This is a genomic window from Saccharopolyspora soli (genome assembly GCF_022678645.1).
In the GTDB taxonomy this organism is placed as follows: Bacteria; Actinomycetota; Actinomycetes; order Mycobacteriales; family Pseudonocardiaceae; genus Saccharopolyspora; species Saccharopolyspora soli.
Genome location: NZ_JALBWV010000040.1, coordinates 65139 through 81722, shown reverse-complemented (window position 1 = coordinate 81722; position 16584 = coordinate 65139). Strand labels below are relative to the sequence as shown.

Annotated in this window: 18 protein-coding genes and 1 pseudogene; 6 read left to right on the top strand and 13 right to left on the bottom strand. The window is 67.0% G+C overall.

The features are described from left to right. The first annotated feature begins 350 nt into the window (after positions 1–350). Genes MOQ72_RS27290 through MOQ72_RS27275 form a run of 4 tightly spaced genes read left to right on the top strand, consistent with a single transcriptional unit; the run spans position 351 to position 4395 of the window. Positions 351–1475, top strand: a complete 1125-nt coding sequence (locus tag MOQ72_RS27290; RefSeq protein WP_242188536.1) for a tyrosine-type recombinase/integrase — start codon at positions 351–353, stop codon at positions 1473–1475. Beyond that, a complete protein-coding gene (locus MOQ72_RS27285) occupies positions 1475–3751 on the top strand; it encodes a tyrosine-type recombinase/integrase (protein WP_242188535.1) in 2277 nt (758 codons plus the stop codon). Before MOQ72_RS27290 ends, MOQ72_RS27285 begins: the two co-directional genes overlap by 1 nt. After that, the gene (locus MOQ72_RS27280; RefSeq protein ID WP_242188534.1) at positions 3738–4130 is read left to right on the top strand and encodes a DUF6262 family protein; all 393 of its coding nucleotides are present in this window, start codon (positions 3738–3740) and stop codon (positions 4128–4130) included. The genes MOQ72_RS27285 and MOQ72_RS27280 overlap by 14 nt, the downstream gene beginning before the upstream one ends. A gap of 46 nt (positions 4131–4176) precedes the next feature. Then, positions 4177–4395, top strand: a complete 219-nt coding sequence (locus MOQ72_RS27275) for a hypothetical protein (RefSeq protein ID WP_242188533.1) — start codon at positions 4177–4179, stop codon at positions 4393–4395. Positions 4396–4458: 63 nt separating this feature from the next. Here the strand turns inward: MOQ72_RS27275 and MOQ72_RS27270 are convergent, their stop codons facing one another. From MOQ72_RS27270 to MOQ72_RS27225, 12 genes and pseudogenes are all read right to left on the bottom strand, one after another. Then, entirely contained in the window at positions 4459–4917 is a 459-nt protein-coding gene (locus MOQ72_RS27270; RefSeq protein WP_242188532.1) for a single-stranded DNA-binding protein, read from the bottom strand. 305 nt (positions 4918–5222) lie between these two features. Next, on the bottom strand, positions 5223–5972 hold the full coding sequence (locus MOQ72_RS27265) for a coenzyme F420-0:L-glutamate ligase (protein WP_242188531.1): 750 nt from the start codon (positions 5970–5972) through the stop codon (positions 5223–5225). Beyond that, positions 5972–7027 (bottom strand): glycosyltransferase family protein, encoded by a 1056-nt coding sequence (locus MOQ72_RS27260; RefSeq protein WP_242188530.1) that lies wholly within the window; start codon positions 7025–7027, stop codon positions 5972–5974. The genes MOQ72_RS27265 and MOQ72_RS27260 overlap by 1 nt, the downstream gene beginning before the upstream one ends. Beyond that, positions 7024–7932 carry a phosphoenolpyruvate carboxykinase (ATP) gene (locus MOQ72_RS27255; RefSeq protein ID WP_242188529.1) on the bottom strand — a complete coding sequence of 303 codons (909 nt, stop codon included), beginning with the start codon at positions 7930–7932 and terminating at the stop codon, positions 7024–7026. The genes MOQ72_RS27260 and MOQ72_RS27255 overlap by 4 nt, the downstream gene beginning before the upstream one ends. Beyond that, entirely contained in the window at positions 7922–9139 is a 1218-nt protein-coding gene (locus MOQ72_RS27250; protein WP_242188528.1) for a methionine adenosyltransferase, read from the bottom strand. Before MOQ72_RS27250 ends, MOQ72_RS27255 begins: the two co-directional genes overlap by 11 nt. 218 nt (positions 9140–9357) lie before the next feature. After that, a pseudogene (locus MOQ72_RS46070) lies at positions 9358–9450 on the bottom strand (hypothetical protein); the annotation flags it as partial. Beyond that, on the bottom strand, positions 9410–9655 hold the full coding sequence (locus tag MOQ72_RS46065) for a DUF6744 family protein (protein ID WP_504981056.1): 246 nt from the start codon (positions 9653–9655) through the stop codon (positions 9410–9412). The pseudogene MOQ72_RS46070 and the gene MOQ72_RS46065, both read right to left, overlap by 41 nt. Before the next feature lie 134 nt (positions 9656–9789). Next, complete coding sequence (locus tag MOQ72_RS27245) at positions 9790–10863, bottom strand: DUF6744 family protein (RefSeq protein WP_242188527.1); 1074 nt, start codon at positions 10861–10863, stop codon at positions 9790–9792. Positions 10864–10980: 117 nt separating this feature from the next. Next, complete coding sequence (locus tag MOQ72_RS27240) at positions 10981–12594, bottom strand: VWA domain-containing protein (protein ID WP_242188526.1); 1614 nt, start codon at positions 12592–12594, stop codon at positions 10981–10983. Continuing rightward, the gene (locus MOQ72_RS27235; protein ID WP_242188525.1) at positions 12594–13799 is read right to left on the bottom strand and encodes an AAA family ATPase; all 1206 of its coding nucleotides are present in this window, start codon (positions 13797–13799) and stop codon (positions 12594–12596) included. The genes MOQ72_RS27240 and MOQ72_RS27235 overlap by 1 nt, the downstream gene beginning before the upstream one ends. Positions 13800–13849: 50 nt before the next feature. Beyond that, the gene (locus tag MOQ72_RS27230) at positions 13850–14404 is read right to left on the bottom strand and encodes a hypothetical protein (RefSeq protein ID WP_242188524.1); all 555 of its coding nucleotides are present in this window, start codon (positions 14402–14404) and stop codon (positions 13850–13852) included. Between the two features lie 222 nt (positions 14405–14626). Further along, positions 14627–14986, bottom strand: a complete 360-nt coding sequence (locus tag MOQ72_RS27225) for a DUF4326 domain-containing protein (RefSeq protein ID WP_242188523.1) — start codon at positions 14984–14986, stop codon at positions 14627–14629. A gap of 244 nt (positions 14987–15230) precedes the next feature. Here MOQ72_RS27225 and MOQ72_RS27220 point away from each other — a divergent pair, with 244 nt between their 5' ends. Continuing rightward, positions 15231–15383: a hypothetical protein gene (locus MOQ72_RS27220; RefSeq protein WP_242188522.1), complete on the top strand. Its 153-nt coding sequence runs from the start codon at positions 15231–15233 to the stop codon at positions 15381–15383. Between the two features lie 238 nt (positions 15384–15621). Here MOQ72_RS27220 and MOQ72_RS27215 read toward each other — a convergent pair whose 3' ends face one another. After that, the gene (locus MOQ72_RS27215; RefSeq protein WP_242188521.1) at positions 15622–15993 is read right to left on the bottom strand and encodes a hypothetical protein; all 372 of its coding nucleotides are present in this window, start codon (positions 15991–15993) and stop codon (positions 15622–15624) included. 165 nt (positions 15994–16158) lie between these two features. On the opposite strand from MOQ72_RS27215, the gene MOQ72_RS27210 reads away from it, so the two are divergent. After that, the gene (locus MOQ72_RS27210; protein WP_242188520.1) at positions 16159–16548 is read left to right on the top strand and encodes a hypothetical protein; all 390 of its coding nucleotides are present in this window, start codon (positions 16159–16161) and stop codon (positions 16546–16548) included. The last annotated feature ends 36 nt before the right edge of the window (positions 16549–16584 follow it).

The following is a 16584-nucleotide window of genomic DNA, read 5'->3' as shown; positions in this document are numbered from 1 at the left end:
GCGGACGCTTGGACATGCAAGCCGGGGATCCCGGAGCCGAGAAGACCACTGCGGGTTCCGTCGCCCGCACCGCGGTGGGGGGGGGGGGGGGGGGGGGGGGGGGGGCGCGCGCCCCCCCCCCCCCCGGGGGGGGGGCCCCCCCCCCGGGGGGGGGGGGGGGGGGGGGGGGGGGGGGGGGGGGCCCGCCCCCCCCCCCCCCACCTCCGCAAAGGCAGAGTGCGTCGCTTCCGACGAGCGCCGGAGCGAGCCTGGGCTCAGGCCGTCGTTGGTACCCGCTGGATGGGTTCAAGATCATCTTGTGCTACATAGACACCTCGTTCTGGCGTGCCTATGTCGTGCGGAGGTTGCTGGTGCCGCTTCAGGTTCAGCGTTTGCGGGCGCCGGGCACTGGTCTGTGCTCGTTCACCGTGGTCGACGGCAGCGGGCTGCCGGTAGGGCCGGTCGAGAAGTTCCTGGCGCACCTGGTCGCTGTGGGGAAGGCGCCGAACACTGTCGAGGCGTACGCGCGTGACCTGCGTGATCTGTTCGAATGGCTCGAGCAGCGCGGCTGGGAGTTCCGCGAGCTGACCCTGGAGCAGTTGGCTGAGTTCTTCGACTGGCTGCGTCGGCCGAGGCGCGCCCGGCAGTCGGGTGTGTTCATGCTGCCGGGCACGGTGTCGGCTGTGGAGCAGAACACGTTGGTACGCAAGCGATCTGCGGTCGCATCGTTCTACCGCTTCCATTCCCGGCGCGACGAAAGAGTGCCGGCGCTGCTCGGCGAGTTGGACGGACCGCGTCCGACAGGGACTTATCAGCCGATGCTGGTGCACACCCGCCAGCGCGGTCCGAGCGCGGACTCCTACAGCCCGATCCGGCTGCGTGTTCACCATCAGCGACCTCGGACGGTCACCGAGAAGCAGCAGACCCAGCTGCTGGATGCCTGTACGCACTTGCGGGACCGGTTCCTGGTTCTTCTGATGTTCGAGTCCGGGCTGCGGCTTGGTGAAGCGCTCGGGCTGCGGCATTGCGACCTGCGCCTGCGAGCCGGTGAAGTGCACGTGGTCCCGCGCGAGCACAACGTCAACGACGCGCGGGTTAAGGAACTCAAGCCGCGGATCATCCCCGTCGGTGATGCCGTGTTCGACCTCTATGCCGAGTACATGGAAGTCGAGTACGGAGCACTGGACTGCGACTACGTGTTAATCAACCTGTTTCGCGAGCCGCTGGGCGCGCCGATGACCGCTGGCAACGTCCATCGGCTGGTGGACCGGTTGCGGGAGCGGACCGGCATCGGGTACTTCACGCCCCACGTGGCTCGGCATTCCTACGCCACGCGGCTGCTGCGGGCCGGGGTGCCCGTCGAGACGGTCGCCGAGTTGCTCGGTCACGCCAGCTCGCACACCACGCAGACCACGTATGTGCATCTCACGAGTGAGGATCACCGGAAGGCCCTCGTTTCGGCGGGAGTGTTGACGGAAGGAACGACCGGACAGTGATGACGCCGTTAGGAGCCACCCGTGCTCCGGGCTTGCTGGAACGGCTGATGGAAGTAGTGCGGCCGGAATTCCGCGGTGAGGTGTTCTATCCGCCCCGCGACAGCCGGGTATTCGTGCAGGGCTTCTGCCGCATTCCCTCGTGCGGCATCGCGCTGAGCTTCGCCTCGCGCCAGCTCTGCCAGGGGCATTACCAACGCTGGAAAGCAGCCGGTTCTCCGGAACTGAAGGCATGGTTGGCGGCCGAGGACATCGCGACACAACAGCGCCGCACTGTCGCGACCTGCGCGGTCCGTGAGTGCAACCGGAGCGTCAAGTCCCAGGGCCTGTGCAACCGGCACATGTCCGCCTGGACCCGGTCCGGTCGCCCCAGCCTGGAGGGCTGGGTGGCGCGGACGCTCTACTCCCGGCCACGCGCTTCGGCGGAACGGGACTGCGAATTCCCGGACTGCCCATTGTGGACGGATGGGCCGGGCATGCCGCTGTGCCGATCGCATTACGAACGCTGGCGCTACCAGGGCAAGATCACTCCGCTGACCGACTGGTTCACCCTGGTCGAGAACACGCGCCACCCACACGTCCGGCTGCACGACCTGAGTGGCCAGGTCCGGCTGGAAATCCAGTACGGGTTGCAGCGCCGCCACGCACTGGGCAGCCAGCACACCGCGCCACGCGTCGTTACCAAAGCAGTGCACTGGGTCCGTGCGGCGGGCGTGCACAGCCTGCTGGACTGGGACGACACGGAATGGAAGGCGTTTTGCCGACCGAAACCGGCCAACTACGACACCCTGTCGCTGGCGTTCATCAAGGACACCCGGTTTGAGCTGCACGCGCTGATGATCAACGCGGATCCCTGGGCCGACCAGTACCCGCGCGACGTCTGGGACCTCAAGCACCTGGGCTTGAACACCAGCGACGTCCGGCACTTACGGTTCGGCGAGATCACCCCACCGTGGCTCAAAGACCTGGTCAAACGCTGGTGCCGCTGGCGGCTAACCCGGCAGATCAACCCGAGCACGGTCGCCATCGACCTTCGCGGCTGCACCCGGCTGGCCACCTACCTCGCTACAACGCTGGGTCAGGCCGCCGAGCCAGCTGCGCTCGACCGCGCCCGGATCGAGGCGTGGCTGGCGGTGTTGCAGACCGAGGTGCCCGACCCGATCACACGCACAGCGGTCATCCACTCGGTCGGCACGTTCCTCAAAGACGCCCACCGGCACGACTGGCAGCCGGACCTGCCACGCAACGCATTCATCTACGACGACGCCCCGAAACGACCGAGCCCCAAGCCGCGGTTCATCCCTGAACACATCATGCGGCAGATGGAGGCCCCGACCGCCCTAGCGCAGTTCCCCTCGGACGACGGGCGACTGATCGTCGAAATCGTCATTGCCTGCGGGCTGCGCTTGAAAGATGCCCGGACACTGCCGTTCGAGTGCGTCGTCCGCGACGACGACGGCCACCCATACTTGGCCTGGCTCAACCGCAAGATGCGTGACCGGCCGGCGTTCTTCCCGATCTCCGAGGACCTCGCCGCCAAGATCGCGACCCAGCAGCAGGCGGTGGAAGAGCGCTTCTCTGACGGGGCGCCATGGCTGTTCCCGGCGATCCACAGCAACATCGATGGCAGCAAGTACGCCAGCGCCACACGCCTGCAGGACCAGCTCGAACTCTGGCTCGAACAGATCAGCCTGGTCGATGAACGCGGCAAACCGGTCCGGGTCACGTTCCACCAGTTCCGGCACACGCTGGGCACGCGGCTGATCAACTCGGACGTCCCTCAGCCGGTGGTGCAGGTCCTGCTGGACCACATGTCGCCGCAGATGACAGCCGTCTACGCCCGCCTGCTCGATGAGACCAAACGCGAGCACTGGCTCAAGGCCGTCAAGATCAATGCCGAAGGCAGGCCGGCGTCCATTGCGGCCGATCATCCCCTGGCCGATGCGACCTGGGCGAAGCTGAGCATGGTCCGCGCCAAGGTGACGCTGCCTAACGGCTACTGCGGGGCGCCGGTGCAGACCGACTGCGAGTACGCCAATCCCTGCCTGGACTGCAAGTTCTTCATTACGACCGCGGAGTTCCTCGACCAGCACCGGCGCCAACGCAACGAGACCAGCCAGATGATCTCCGACGCCGAGAACGCCGGCCTGCGCCGCGTCGTGGAGAAAAACACCCGCACACTGACCAAACTCACCACGATCATCGACGCGCTGGAATCCGCCGAGCAGGGACAGATCGTCGTCGGCGGCAACGTGGAGGACCTCGATGCCGCAGGCTGACAACACCCGCTTCCTCCTGGCCGCAACACAACGCCGCAGCGCCGAAGCACGCAATCGCGCGGAACAAGCCCTTGCCAGCGCAGCCAAGAGCACCAAACCGATCACGGTCGCCGGCATCGCGAAAGCGGCCAAGGTATCGCGGTCGTGGCTATACACCCAGGCCGACCTGATCGACGCCATCACCCACCTCCAACAACGACAGCCGTCACCAGCCCGAACAGGCCAGCAACCAGCAACGATCGCTTCATTGCAGAACCGGCTGGACGCGGCCAACCGCCGCAACAAACAGCTCCGCAGCCAGGTCGCCGACCTCACCGAACGCCTGGAGACCGCCTACGGCGAAATCCGCGCACTCCGCAACGCACGACCCAACAACTGATCGCAAAACCACTCCTGCGATCGCACGAAATCAAAGGACCACGAGCATGACCCTGGATCTGGCCGACGCGGCCGAGCTCGCCGAACTGCTGCAGTTCCTACGCGATTGGTTTACCAGCGGCCACGACGACCTCAACGCCTCACTGACGGAGTTCGTCGGCGATACCGGATACGACCTCCGGGAACTACGTGGTGACCTGGACCGGTTCGCGTTCCTACTCGGCGGCAACGACGGCGAGTCGCTCTTTCAGCTCGACCCGAGTTAACCAGCGGGCGATCGAACCAGGGACGCTGGCCGGGGTTTCCACGCCCGGCCAGCGTCACCACCGTCAGAACGGCGGCTCGTCAGCGGACCCGCCGGTGGGAGCCGGCGCCGAACCCCACGGTTCGTCAGCCGACGCACTGGAACCACCCGAGGTGTTCCGGGTCGCCTTGTTCACCTTGGCCGTCGCATACCGCAGCGACGGACCGATCTCGTCGACGTCCAGCTCGACAACGGTGCGGCGTTCGCCTTCCTTGGTCTCGAACGACCGCTGCTTCAGACGACCAGTGACCAGTACTCTCGATCCCCGCACGAGGCTTTCCGCGACATTTTCCGCAGCCTGACGCCAGATGCTGCAGCGCAGGAACAGCGCTTCCTGGTCCTTCCACTCACCGCTCTGGCGATCGAAGACCCGCGGTGTCGACGCCACCGTGAAGTTCGCAACCGCAGCGCCCGACGGCGTGAACCGAAGCTCGGGATCCGCAGTCAGGTTTCCAACGATGGTGATGACGGTTTCTCCAGCCATGATCAGCACTCCCTACTATTCGACCTAGACATGTCCTTGACGTGAATGTGCTGGCGGAGCAACTAAATTCAGCGAGAGCTGCACATAATCGTCGTTATGTGGATCTCCCCCGGTGGGCGTCCGTGATGTTCATGACGCGGGGATCGGATGAGTTTTCCGCGCGCCGTAGACACTTCCGTGAAGGTGTCTACGGCGCGCGGACGGGGGGAGGTCGGGTAATTCGTCAGGGAAGCTAAGTCTGGCTTGACGATTTCTGGCTTGACGATGGCGGTGGAGGCAGGCGTGATTCGGCCGTGTGGTCGGTGTCAGCCCGTGACTGGGGTTGTGCGGCTGTGGAGCATTGAGGCGACGCCCTCGTCGCTGCGGTGATAGGTCAGGCCGCGCAGGATCGCCACGGGCACGCCGCGGCCGCGTTGGCCGAGCACGATTCCGGCGGCGGCGGCGGCGAGATCGGTGAAGGTCTCGTCCTGGATCTTGACCTTGCCGCTGGGTTCCGTGTGGGTGGTGATGCGCAGAGGGGCGATGCCCGCGGAGCCGATGGAGATCACAGTGGCACCGGCCCGGTCGGCGCGGCCGTCGGAGTCGGCGATGACGGTTGCGATGTCGGCGCCGGTGGCGGTGCGCAGTTGGTCACGTAGGGATCGGGCGGAGGCATCGGGGTCGGCGGGCAGGAGCCAAGCGCCAGTGGTTCCGTCGCGGTCGACCCCGGCTGAGGTGAGCTGATAGCCGAGTTTGTGTGTAGCGATGATCGGACCGCGTGGTGTGGCCAGGAAGTGGGCGCGTGACTCGTTGATGATTACCTGGACCAGTGGGGCTGGTTTGCCGGTCTGTTCGGCGAGGGCGGTCGCGGCCTGGCTGGGCGTGATGGTGGTTAGGTCGACGTGCCGGTTCTCGGCGATGGACACGACTTTGCTCGCGATGACCACGACGTCGTTGTCCTGGAGGTGCTGGTCGGTGGCGGCCAGGGTGGTGGTGATGGCGTCGACCAAGCAGTCACCAGGGGCGATGGTGGGGAAAGGCTCCAGCCCGAACACGCTGTATCCGCTGGTGGTCACTAGTAGGATCCCTTCTCCGTGGTGATCAGGTCGACGATGTGCGTGGCACCGGCGCGCAGTGTGGCAGTTCGCTCTGGCAGCGTGGTGCGGGCCCCGTCGGTCAGCCAGTTGTGCACGTGGTCGAGGTAGGCCGGCCACAGCCGTTGTGCCGCGGCTGCGGTGGGCTGTCTCTGGGCGACGGCGTGCCACGCGGTGGCCACGGCGTCGGGCCAGGGTTGTTCATCGTAGTGGCGGGCCGTTGCCCGCAGGCCACGTAGCGTGGTGAGCATCTTGTTGAGCTGCTGGTCGGAGAGGGTGCGGTCGGCCAGCCGGTACTCGCCGATGACGCCAGGGACGGCGTCCTGGTGTGCTGCCGGGTGCAGCAGCACGGGCACGGCGTGGGTGAAGATCTTTGGCAGGTGAGGGAAGCTCGGTGCGTGCTGTTTGGTGGCGTTGATGGGGACTGTGACGATGCGGCCGGTGTCGGCGGCCGACAGCAGCAGGAATGCGTCGATGCCGTAGCCGCCGACGTTCCAGGCAAGTATGTCGTCGGTCAGTTCGGCCACGCGGTCGATCGCTCGCAGTGTGGCGTGTGTGGACAGTGCGGCGTCGCCGGCGATGGGTTGTGGCACATCGATTCCGGTGGCGATGGCGATGAGGGGCCGGGCCAGATGGTTGGTGAGGTTGCCTTCGTCCCAGTAGCGCTGGTAATCGGGCAGTGCCATGGCCGCCCCGGCCGTGACCGGGGCGAGCAGGGCCCGGTAGGTCTCGGGATCCGGGTTGCGGGTGTCGGTGTCGGCGAGCAGGACCTCGCCGCCCAGAAGCCCCCCGCGGTGGAGGTGACCGACCGCGGCCAGGACTTGGCGGCCCTTGCCTCTGACGAGGTCGCCGAGGGCGATCGTGCGGGCGCGGGTGGGCACGGCGGTGAACGCCTCGATGGTGGTTGCGTCGCTGGAGGCGTCGGCGAGCACGATCACGGCATCAGGGCTATCCAGTGCGGCGTCGACGGCCATGGTCACCGCGGCGATGGTGTTGGCCTCGTCGCGGCTGGGCAGGATGGCCACGGGCGGTGTCATGGGGTGATCAGCTCCTCGATCAGGTCGGCACTGGTGTGGGCGTAGGGGGCTTGCAGGTAGCTCAGGCCGAGGGTGTTGATGGCGGCGATGAGCGCGGTCCGGGCGGCCGCGGCGTCGGCGTGGTCCAGCGGGTAGACCTGTGCGCACACCTCGGGCGCTAGGGCCAGCGGGGTGGGCAGCCCGGAGATATAGCGACCGAAGTTCTCCGCGAGCCGCAGACGTTCGACCAGAGACAGCCGCACCGGCTTGATCGACGTGGTGGGCAGGGTGCCGGGATGGATGCTGAGGCGAACCACCGCGGTGATCAGTTCGGGCTTGGCCGGGTCGTGCGGCCCCAGGTCGTAAAGGGCCTTGGTCTCGTATCCGTGTCGCGCGCCGCCGGGCTGGCGCACTGCGGACGTTCGCTTGCCCGCGACCACGTACGGCGCGTCGTTGCTCGTGGTGAGGATGAGCAGGTCGTCGCCGAGCGGGCGCCAGCCGCGGTCGACCAGGGCGAGCAGGGTGGTGGTCTTGCCCGCGCCTTTGTCGCCCACCAGCAGCACGGTGTGCCCGGCGGGGCTGGTGGCCGCGGTCGCGTGCACGGTCACCATGCCGCGGCGTTGCCGGGCTCGCTCCGCCACGGTGTAGGTGATGTAGGCCAGGGCGTCGCCTGTCAGCTCCTCCTCGCGCAGGTGGAGCACCACCGTGTTGGTGTCGGACAGGCTGATCGACGGGGTTCCGACGGTTCGGATCAGCACGATCCGGATCTCCGGGTCGGTCGCGCCGGGTGGGGACGGGTGCCAGCCGCCGGGCAGCATGGGCCCGGTGCTCCGCGCGATGCGGTCCAGCACCGACGAGGAAACCAGATCGGGGGCCGTCACCGACGCGGTGACGGCCCCCGTGAGCAGGTGAACGTTAGTGGGCATTCCGCAACTCCGCGACGAGCTGACTGATCGGTGTCACCCGGGGGAGGTAGCGCTGGCCGTCGACGAGATCGCCGAGCCAGTCACGTTCGGCCAGCGCGCCACGCACCAGCGATTCCGCCTCGGCCGGGTCCATCGTCGGGCACGTGATCTCCAGCGCGGCCGGATCGCTGTAGTCGGCGCCCTTGCGCCACGTGATCCCGATCCGGCCCGGCCCGGCCCCGGCGGCGGCGGACAGTGCCGTGGTGGCGTGGTCGACCAGCCAGGCACCAGCCTTCCCGACGTGATAGGTCGGGTTTTTGCCGAAGGTGACTTCGTTGCCCGCCATGTGTCCGGGACTGATCAGTCCATGCCGTGAGTTGCCGCGCCCTACCAGGCCGTCCTCGCCGTAGTCGATCGCCGAGCCAGAGACGGTGAAATACCAGGCGGAGAGCGGATCGTCGACAGGGGTCTGCCCGAGGTCACAACGAACCTCCACTGTGGCCTCACCGAGATGGCTGGAGAGCAGATCAGTGAGCGCGTCGTGGGTCTCACTGAGCCTGTCCCGGAACTCCGGCACCGTCCGCACCTGCCCTGCCAGCGCTGGGACGCACGCGGCGACATCGAAGTGCTGGCCCTTGCGGGCGACGAGCACCTTGATATCGCTTCCGGTCCACGCTTGGTCGGCGAGCCACGACTCGGTGATCAGCGCGATCAACTCCGCGCGGGTGCGAGGTGTGCAGCCCACCAGGTAGGCGGTGTCGTTGGACACCACCCGGGTCAGTTCCGGTAGGTCCTGCACCCCCCGGGGAGCGAACCAGTGCGGAAACTTGGAACTGTTCGTGGTCTCCACGTGGATCTTGATCGGAACGCGCTCATAGCCAGGCAGCGCGACTTTGAGCTGCTCGTGGGCCGCCGACGTGAGGATCTCGGCCACGGGGATCGGTGTACCGGCGAACGAGGTCGACGCCCGGCCGCCGACGAAGACGCGCACAGGCCGGTCGTAGTTGCCGTCATCGGTGCCGAACACCACTCGGCCGCCGTACACGGCGACTTTGTCGAGGTTGTGGTGGGGCACAACACCGAATTCGCGTAGGCAGTACTGCGCGTACCGGATCGACGCTAGTTCGGCGATACCGTCGGCGAGTGTGTCCGGATGGCCGATGCCTTTGCGCTCCACAAACTCATACGCCAGGTGCTGCGGCAGAGCGAGCTGCTGCTGTTCCGACACGCTGAATAACCTCCATAGAAACGACTGAGCATTGAATTCGTTGATAGCGACCGTCGGGTCAGAATCCGAACAGGTTCTTGAGCTGCTCCGCGGCCTCGTCGAGCGCCGATGTCGTCTCGCCCAGGTCGGTAGACAGCAGCGCGCGGTGGGCGACCGATGGCTTCCTGGAGCGCACGGAACTTCGCGTACAGCTTCTGCTTCGTATCGTGGCTGGTGTCCCCGTTTCGGCGGGCAGCGACGATGTCCAGGAACAGCTCGTCCAGGTCGTCCTTAGCTTTGCGCCGGAAGGATCCGATGATGTCCTCCCGCATCTCGCTGGTTTCCAGCAGCGGGACGTTGGTGAGCCGACAGCGGCGTCGATGTTCCGTTCTCGTCGGGGTGGGAATGTGGACCGAACCGGCGCACCAACGCACGCAGCGCGCTGAGGGTTTCGGTGTGCCTTCGGTGTACGAAGTAGACACCGCCGGTCGGGCGGACCGGGACGGCGCCGAGACGGACGTGGTGGTGAACGGGCATGCGGCCTCGCGGCACGACGGACGGCGTGATGACGGATCGCAGGGTCGGCGTCCGCGACTGCGGTCACGAGACGAACAGCAGACCGGCCCGGAACGACCTGGTCACAACAGGTCGTTCCGGGTGATCGTCAGAAGTCAGTTCTCGAACAGAGCCCGTAGTTGCTGCTCGGCGGAGGCCTGGGCGGAGCTGGTGTCGCTGAGATCGACAGCGAGCAGCGATTCATGCTCGGCGGTGGCCCTCTGCAGCTCACGAAGCTTCTCGTGCAGCTTGACCTTCGTCTCGAAGCTGGTGTCGCCCGACGCGCGAGCTTCGAGGATGGCCCGCGTCAACTCAGTCAATTCGGTTCGCGCCTTGTGCCGGAACGAGTCGATGATCTCCTCGCGCATCTCACCGGTGCGTGGCAAGGGGATGTTGGTGAGTCGGCTACCCCGCTGGGTGTCGTTGGCGTCGGGATCGGGGTGCGGTCCGAACCGGCGCACCAGTTCACGCAGCGCCGCCAGGGTCTCCTTGTGCCGGTAGGGCACGAAGTACACGCCGCCGGTCGGCCGGACCGACACGGCCCCCAACTTCTCGATGGCATCGTGGATCATCCCGCGCAGCCGATCGCCGGGGATGTACTCGATCAGTTCTCGGTAGGCGCGGGTGATCTCGCTGAACATGTCGGCCACCTGCTGCTGCTCGGCGGGATGCAGTGACGCGATCGCATCGGGGTTGGGGACGCAGTGCAGCTTTCCGGCGCCGCCGGGCGCACCGGGCTTCGTGCGTTGCTTGCGGAAGATGACCTCGCCGAGGCCGCTTTCATACTCCAGCTGCCCGGTCTCCGCGTTGGCCTCTTCCCTGACGATGCGCTTCACGGTCCGGTGCCGGTCGTTGGACACCTCACGGATCATGAGAGTGACCTGCTGGCCGGCACTGCGCCGACCGGTCGCGGACGGGTCGTCCTTGGGGTAGGTGACCTTGACGCCGGTCGGGCCCGTGACCCGACGAAATGCCTGTGCCGGGGAGGTCGGCTCCGGCACCATCTCGGGGTCGAGCCCGAGCTCGCGCACCCAGTCGAGAATCCGCTGGTGGGTGTTCTTGCCGTCGAAGATCGAGTACATGACGACGTACCCGAGCAGGGAGTATTCGCTGATCTCATCGGCGTAGGTGACGAACGCGGCATGGTCGTCGAAGACGTTCTCGCGTTCCATCGTGACGGGCTGTGCCATGGGCATGCCTCTTTCTGGTCAAGCAGTGACAGGACAGTGCCGCGTGGACCCACGACCACCCGCGAAGGCGTGACGTGGGAACACGCGGCACGAGATAACTGGCCCCGGTGTGGGGGCTTAGATGGTGCGGAACAGGTCGGCGACGGCCCGGGGATCGGTGAGGTCGTCGATCGCGCGGACGTTGTCGCACAACCGGGTCAGGACTGCGCCGGGTTGCACCGCGCTGTCGTCGCCGATCGCGACGGCGAAGGCACGGAATCCGAGTGCGGCTTTGGTCTCGACCCACTGGTGTTGCCAGGAGGCGTCGACGCTGGCGATGCCGTCGGTGATGAGCACGATGTCGCCGCGCTGCCGGTGGGCGATGTCGGCTTCGGTCTGCAGCAGATCAGCAGCGGTGCGCAGCGGTGTCGTGAAGTCGGTGCCACCGCCCCAGAACTTCTCGGCGAACGCGAGAACGGTGTCGAGATCATTGTTCCCACCGGGGAACAGGAACGTCTCCACTTGGTTGTGGGAGCTGAACAGGATGCCGACGAAATCACGTCCGGCGGCGCGGGCCTGGTCCAGCAACGCCAACGCGCACGCCTTCGCCCACGCTTCCCGCGTGATGCCGCGATGTTGGATGCGCATCGTACCGGAGCAGTCGATACAGGCGATGATCGCGCCCTGACCGGCACGCTGCGTTCCCTGGCTGTTGTAGAGCATCAGCTGACGGGTCGCGAGCCTTGCGGCGAACGGCGCTCGTAGCGTGGGCAGGGTGAGATGGGCGATCTCGGACGGGATGAGCCGGGTGAGATCGTTGCCGAGGGTTGTGCCGATGATTTCGCCGGGGGTGCGCGGCACCTTACGCGCTCGTTCCGCGGACGCCATCGCCTTGAACCGGCCGATGAACTCGGCAAAGCGGGAGAGCGGAAGGGTGCGGAGCCGTTCGGCCAGCGCGGCGCGCTCGGCGAAATCCATCCGCTCCAGCTGGCCGGGTTCGATACCCCACGCCCGTATCAGCGCCGTCTCTTCCTGCACGGCGTCGTCCGCTTCTTGGGCTGCGGCGCGGGCCGCGGCCTGCAGCCGGGGCGCGGCGTCGTCGAGCTTCTGCGCCGCTTCCTGCCCGGCCTGCTGGGCGGCCGCCTCGGCGGCCTCGACTGCCGCGATCGCGTCTTGCACCGCCTCGGCGGCGACATCGGGAACGGCACCCTCGCCGTCGGCGACCTCGGTGGCCTGCTCGAAGGCGGACTCAACGCCGGCGGCTGCGGCGTCGGCGGCCTGCTGCGCGGCGGCAGCGGCCTTGGCGGCGGCCTGAGCGGCGTCGGCCTTGTCGAGCATGTCGCGGATCGTGCTCGCGGAGGCGAGCACCGCGACTGCGGACAGGTACTGATCGCCGACGGTGGTGGTGCGCATCGCCCCGAATTCCGGGGTGTCCAGCAGTGCGGCGACAACCTGGTGCTGAACACGCCGAGCGGGGTCCATGTCCCCGCTCGGACGGACCCGCGGGTGCGCCTTGTAGGCGCCCCGGAACACATCGGCAAGCAGGTCATCAGCACCGTCGACGGTCTGCCGCAGCTCGTGAGAGAGTTCCCGCAGTGTCGGGGACTGCTCGGCGACCTCCGTGTAGGCCATCGTGTCCATCGCGTCGCCCTCGATCGCGGTGGTGTGCCGGGGAGCCTGCGGTGCGGTCAGACAGCCCAGCCAGGCGCCAGCGCGGCGGGCGAGATCGGCGACTTTCGTGGTCAGTGCCATCAGATCGCCGCCATGTTCATCCCGAGTGCCTCGCTGACCACGCGGTTCGCGAACCGCGAGCGCGCGGCCTCGGCCTGATCGATGGCCTTGGTGGACAGTGCCTTGGCCTGTGCGTTCTGCCGCAGTGTGTTCAGCTTGGTCTCGGCGTTCTTGCACTTGGGAAGCGACTCGCTCGCCGCCCAGGTCCGCAGCGTGTCCTCGGCGGTCTGGTTCTTGAGCAGGTCGTCGAGCTCGCGCTCCAGCGCCGCCATCGCGTCCATGATCTCGACGGCTTCCGCCGAGCCGGGGCTGATCTTGTTGATCAGCGCGCGTGCCACGGTCGGGCGCTGCGGCGGTTCGGTCCACAGCACGTGGTCGAGGATCTGCATGTCGTCGCGGGTCACACCGGTGCGGCCATCGAGGTAAGCGGAGGCCTGCAGCAGCCGGATCGACTGCTTCCACCGGCGGTCGGAGGCGACGATGCCGTCCTCCTTGAGCTCCGCGCGGAGTTCCACGTACGCGTTGATCACCGGGTCGGGCACGCTGATCTGCGGGACCTCGTGGCGGACCGCGTGGTTGAGTTCGGTGATCGTCAGCGGGAACTGCGACGCCGGGGCTGGGCCGGAGGACCGCAGCAGGCCAGTGAAGTTGGTGGTGTCGTGGAGGTAGTCGACCTCGATGCGCACCAGCAGGCGGTCGAAGAACGCGTTCAGTGCCTCGCCCTGCGGCAGTTCGTTGGATGCCGCGAACACGGACAGCACCGGGCAGTCTTTCGGCGGTTCTCCGTTGAGCGGGTGGTACTTGCGTTCGTTGAGGTAGGTCAGCAGCGCTTGCAGGGCACCGTCGCCGCTTTTGAAGATCTCGTCGATGAACACGATGTCGGCGTCGGTCGCGCGGCCGGACAGCAGCTGCTTGTACTCACCCTGCTGCAGTGCGGCGACGTCGATCGGCCCGAACATCGCCGTCGGGTCGGCGAACGGAGACATGAGGGTCTCGAAGTAGCGGGCCTGATCGATGCGGGCGGTCAGCTCGCGGATCAGATCGGACTTGGCCGTGCCGGGCGGCCCGAGCATCAGCATGTGCTTTCCGGCCAGCAGTGTGATCGTCGCGGCCCGGAGTACCTCGGTGCGTTCGTAGAAGTGGGCGGCCAGATCGCTGTTGAGGTTCTGCAGCCGGATCGGAACAGTCGGTGTGGCGGCCGTGGTCGGCGGCATGGTGGCGGTCATGTCGGTAGTGCCTCCTCCAATGATGGGGAATTCACAGGGCAATGGCGCTGTCAGCGCTGGAAGGGGACAGCACGGCGCCCCCGGACCCGGCGTGATCTCGGGGGCGCAACGGGATCGGCCTGGACTCGGGCGATGCCGAGATCGGCGGCTACTCGAACGTGGGCACGGCGCCCAGAGCGGCGATGATCTCGGCGACCATCGCGGGGACCATCGCATCCAACACCGAACTGGACGGCGTAGCCGTCCAGTTCGGTGTTGGCCACGGCCGCGACCGTGCTCTGAAACCCGGCCGGGCAGTGCCCGGTGTTCCACTGCTCATAGCTCACTCCGGCGTTGACGAGCAGCTGCCAGGCTTTCGGGCAATGCACTTCGAGAATGAGCGGCGGGATGTATTCGGGAACGTCCAACGTCGCGCAGCACAGGCCCGCGACGACCGCCTTCTTCGACGCCTGGGCTGTGAGCAGGTACTCCCAGTCCGGGTCGAACTCCTCACGCGGTCGGCGGGACCGGTACCGGCCGGTCAACGCCGGGTGCACGTCACCGGCTTCCCGCTCGACCTGGCGATACAGGTCACGCGGGACCTCCTTGAACTCCTGATCAGACATGAAAGGCAACTCGCCCCTTTCCTGGTGTGGTTCTCTCTGTCCGCTGGGCACGCGGTCGGCGTCGCACCAGACGATTCGGACTCGACCGCGGGAATCAACGACGTGCGGCTGACCGCGCGCTGGGAAGCGGAAGTCCTGTCGATATCGGGATTCGCTGATCGGTGTCAGACATGGCTGTCCTTGCTTGGCACGGATGTTCGCGCCAGGCAGGACTTCAGGCGATCACGCAGCGGACGCGAACCGTTCGGTGATGATCTCGATGAGCACGTCGCCGTGGCATGCCTCGGGCGCGCAGTAGCAGCCCAGCGCGTGACCACGCAGTTCACCGAGCGCGGCGAGCAGCTCGGGCTGGTGAAGTAGGTACTGCCGGTACTTGTGGATGACCGTGCTTCGATCACCGTCGACCCCCATACGGAAGGGGTTGCCCCACTTCGAGCCTCGGCCGATATAGGTGAACCGGCCGTGGAATTTGGCTCCACCGATGAGGTTCTCGTGTCCGCGGCGCACGTTGACGACGACGGTCTCCCCGCAGTCGCGAATCTTGTACAAGCGGTCGAGCTCGTCACGGGACCACACGGCCATGAGCACTCCTACTATTCGATGTGGGCTGTTCGAGAAGCTGAATCTGCTGGCAACGCACAGAACTGAAGCCAGTCATCGATGACCGGCATGCGAACAAGGCCGATCGAGCGGCTTGTGACCGCCGACGTCTGCCGGGGTAAGGGTCAAACCGCACGCTTTTCGCGGCTTGACCCCGGCCGGTGCTGGGGCAGAGTGCGTACGCCCCACCGCGCAGGGGCGGCGCCGCGTCATCTCAGCTTTCGGTGTGCCCGCTGGTCTGTCAGTGGCCGTCGCCGCGCCGCAGCGCGTCGGCGCCTGCCGGTTCCTGCGTGAGCAGGGATTGCGGGGCGTGCCCGGCCCACCGGGCGGCGAACCCAGGGCGCTGCTTGTCGAGCACATGGCCGGCGCGGCGACGTAGAACTCCTCCACTGCCGGGTAGTCGTCCGGGCTGCGCTCGGCCAGCCACAGCCGGGCGTGCTCGCCGTCGCAACGGGGTGGGATCTGGAGATGGTCACCGAGTCGACGCAGCACGGTCTGCATCGCGTGCCGGTCTCCGCGGGCTTCGGTGTCCACGGCCCGCCAGGCGTTCGCCGGGGCGTGGTGACCGAACGGAGCCGGGCCTTGGCGGGACACTGGCGGCACCGGGCCGCCAGTGATCAGGCGACCGGCTTGCAGCAGCTCAGCGGGACGCCGGTGAGGTCGAAGCTGTCCTTGTTGGCCAGCGAGGCGTACTTCATCGAGGAGAACGCCAGCGTGGTCGTGGACTCCTGGTCGAGGGTGACCACGGCGCTGGGCTTGCGGCTGAGCCGGTCGATGCTCTTGACCGTGTCGCGCAGGCCGGCGAGGTACTTCGGGCTGACGTCGTAGATGGTGATCGTCATGCCCTCCTTCACCGCGGCCGCGGCCTGGTCCCGGAGCAGCTTGCGGCGGGTCCTGACCGACTCGATCACGGTGTCGAGGTCGTTCGTGTCGGTGTTCTCCTGGATGAATCCGACGACGCCGGACATGGTGAGAGCGGATTCGGACATGCCAAAAACTCCTTGCGATGAAAGGGAAAGAGGAATTCCAGACCAGGTGCTTTCTGGTCGCGCACTGGGTGGTGGTGTCCCAGCAGCCCGCGCGGGGGAGCACTCCGCATTAGTGCTGGTCACTTCCGGTGAGTCGTTCAGTGCTGGGGCGCCGGGTACCCGACCGTGGTCACCTTCGATGCCATCGGCATCGGCCGCGCCGTCGTCGAACTCGCCCGCCAAGCAGCACCATCCGAGTTGCACCTGGTCGCCGTGACCATCGGCGCTGGTCGCGCCCTCACGCGCCACGGAGATAACGATCTCGTCGTCGGCAAACACCGACTCACCGAGGTCGCCCAAGTCGCGCTCGAACAGGCGGGCCTACTGCTTCCCGACACCCCAGGGGCCTACGAGCTCCACCGTCAGCTCGGGCAGTTCAATCGCCGCCGCACGCGCAGCGGCTACCAGCGTCACGAGGCAGCTGGCCGCCAGCACGACGACCTGGTGCTCGCGCTCGCGCTCGCTCTCTGGACCGGTGATCTCATGCACGATCAGCAGGCGGGAGTCGCGTCATGAAGCTTCAGCCACCGCGCGTTGTCCGCCGGAAGCTGC

Excerpts from the sequence above, each read along its gene's own strand:
- MOQ72_RS27270 (WP_242188532.1), bottom strand. The coding sequence starts at position 4,917 with ATGGCTGGAGAAACCGTCATCACCATCGTTGGAAACCTGACTGCGGAT.
- MOQ72_RS46065 (WP_504981056.1), bottom strand. The coding sequence starts at position 9,655 with ATGCCCGTTCACCACCACGTCCGTCTCGGCGCCGTCCCGGTCCGCCCG.
- MOQ72_RS27275 (WP_242188533.1), top strand. The coding sequence starts at position 4,177 with ATGACCCTGGATCTGGCCGACGCGGCCGAGCTCGCCGAACTGCTGCAG.
- MOQ72_RS27255 (WP_242188529.1), bottom strand. The coding sequence starts at position 7,932 with ATGCCCACTAACGTTCACCTGCTCACGGGGGCCGTCACCGCGTCGGTG.
- MOQ72_RS27285 (WP_242188535.1), top strand. The coding sequence starts at position 1,475 with ATGACGCCGTTAGGAGCCACCCGTGCTCCGGGCTTGCTGGAACGGCTG.
- MOQ72_RS27280 (WP_242188534.1), top strand. The coding sequence starts at position 3,738 with ATGCCGCAGGCTGACAACACCCGCTTCCTCCTGGCCGCAACACAACGC.
- MOQ72_RS27215 (WP_242188521.1), bottom strand. The coding sequence starts at position 15,993 with ATGTCCGAATCCGCTCTCACCATGTCCGGCGTCGTCGGATTCATCCAG.
- MOQ72_RS27225 (WP_242188523.1), bottom strand. The coding sequence starts at position 14,986 with ATGGCCGTGTGGTCCCGTGACGAGCTCGACCGCTTGTACAAGATTCGC.
- MOQ72_RS27245 (WP_242188527.1), bottom strand. The coding sequence starts at position 10,863 with ATGGCACAGCCCGTCACGATGGAACGCGAGAACGTCTTCGACGACCAT.
- MOQ72_RS27230 (WP_242188524.1), bottom strand. The coding sequence starts at position 14,404 with ATGTCTGATCAGGAGTTCAAGGAGGTCCCGCGTGACCTGTATCGCCAG.
- MOQ72_RS27260 (WP_242188530.1), bottom strand. The coding sequence starts at position 7,027 with ATGACACCGCCCGTGGCCATCCTGCCCAGCCGCGACGAGGCCAACACC.
- MOQ72_RS27240 (WP_242188526.1), bottom strand. The coding sequence starts at position 12,594 with ATGGCACTGACCACGAAAGTCGCCGATCTCGCCCGCCGCGCTGGCGCC.
- MOQ72_RS27235 (WP_242188525.1), bottom strand. The coding sequence starts at position 13,799 with ATGACCGCCACCATGCCGCCGACCACGGCCGCCACACCGACTGTTCCG.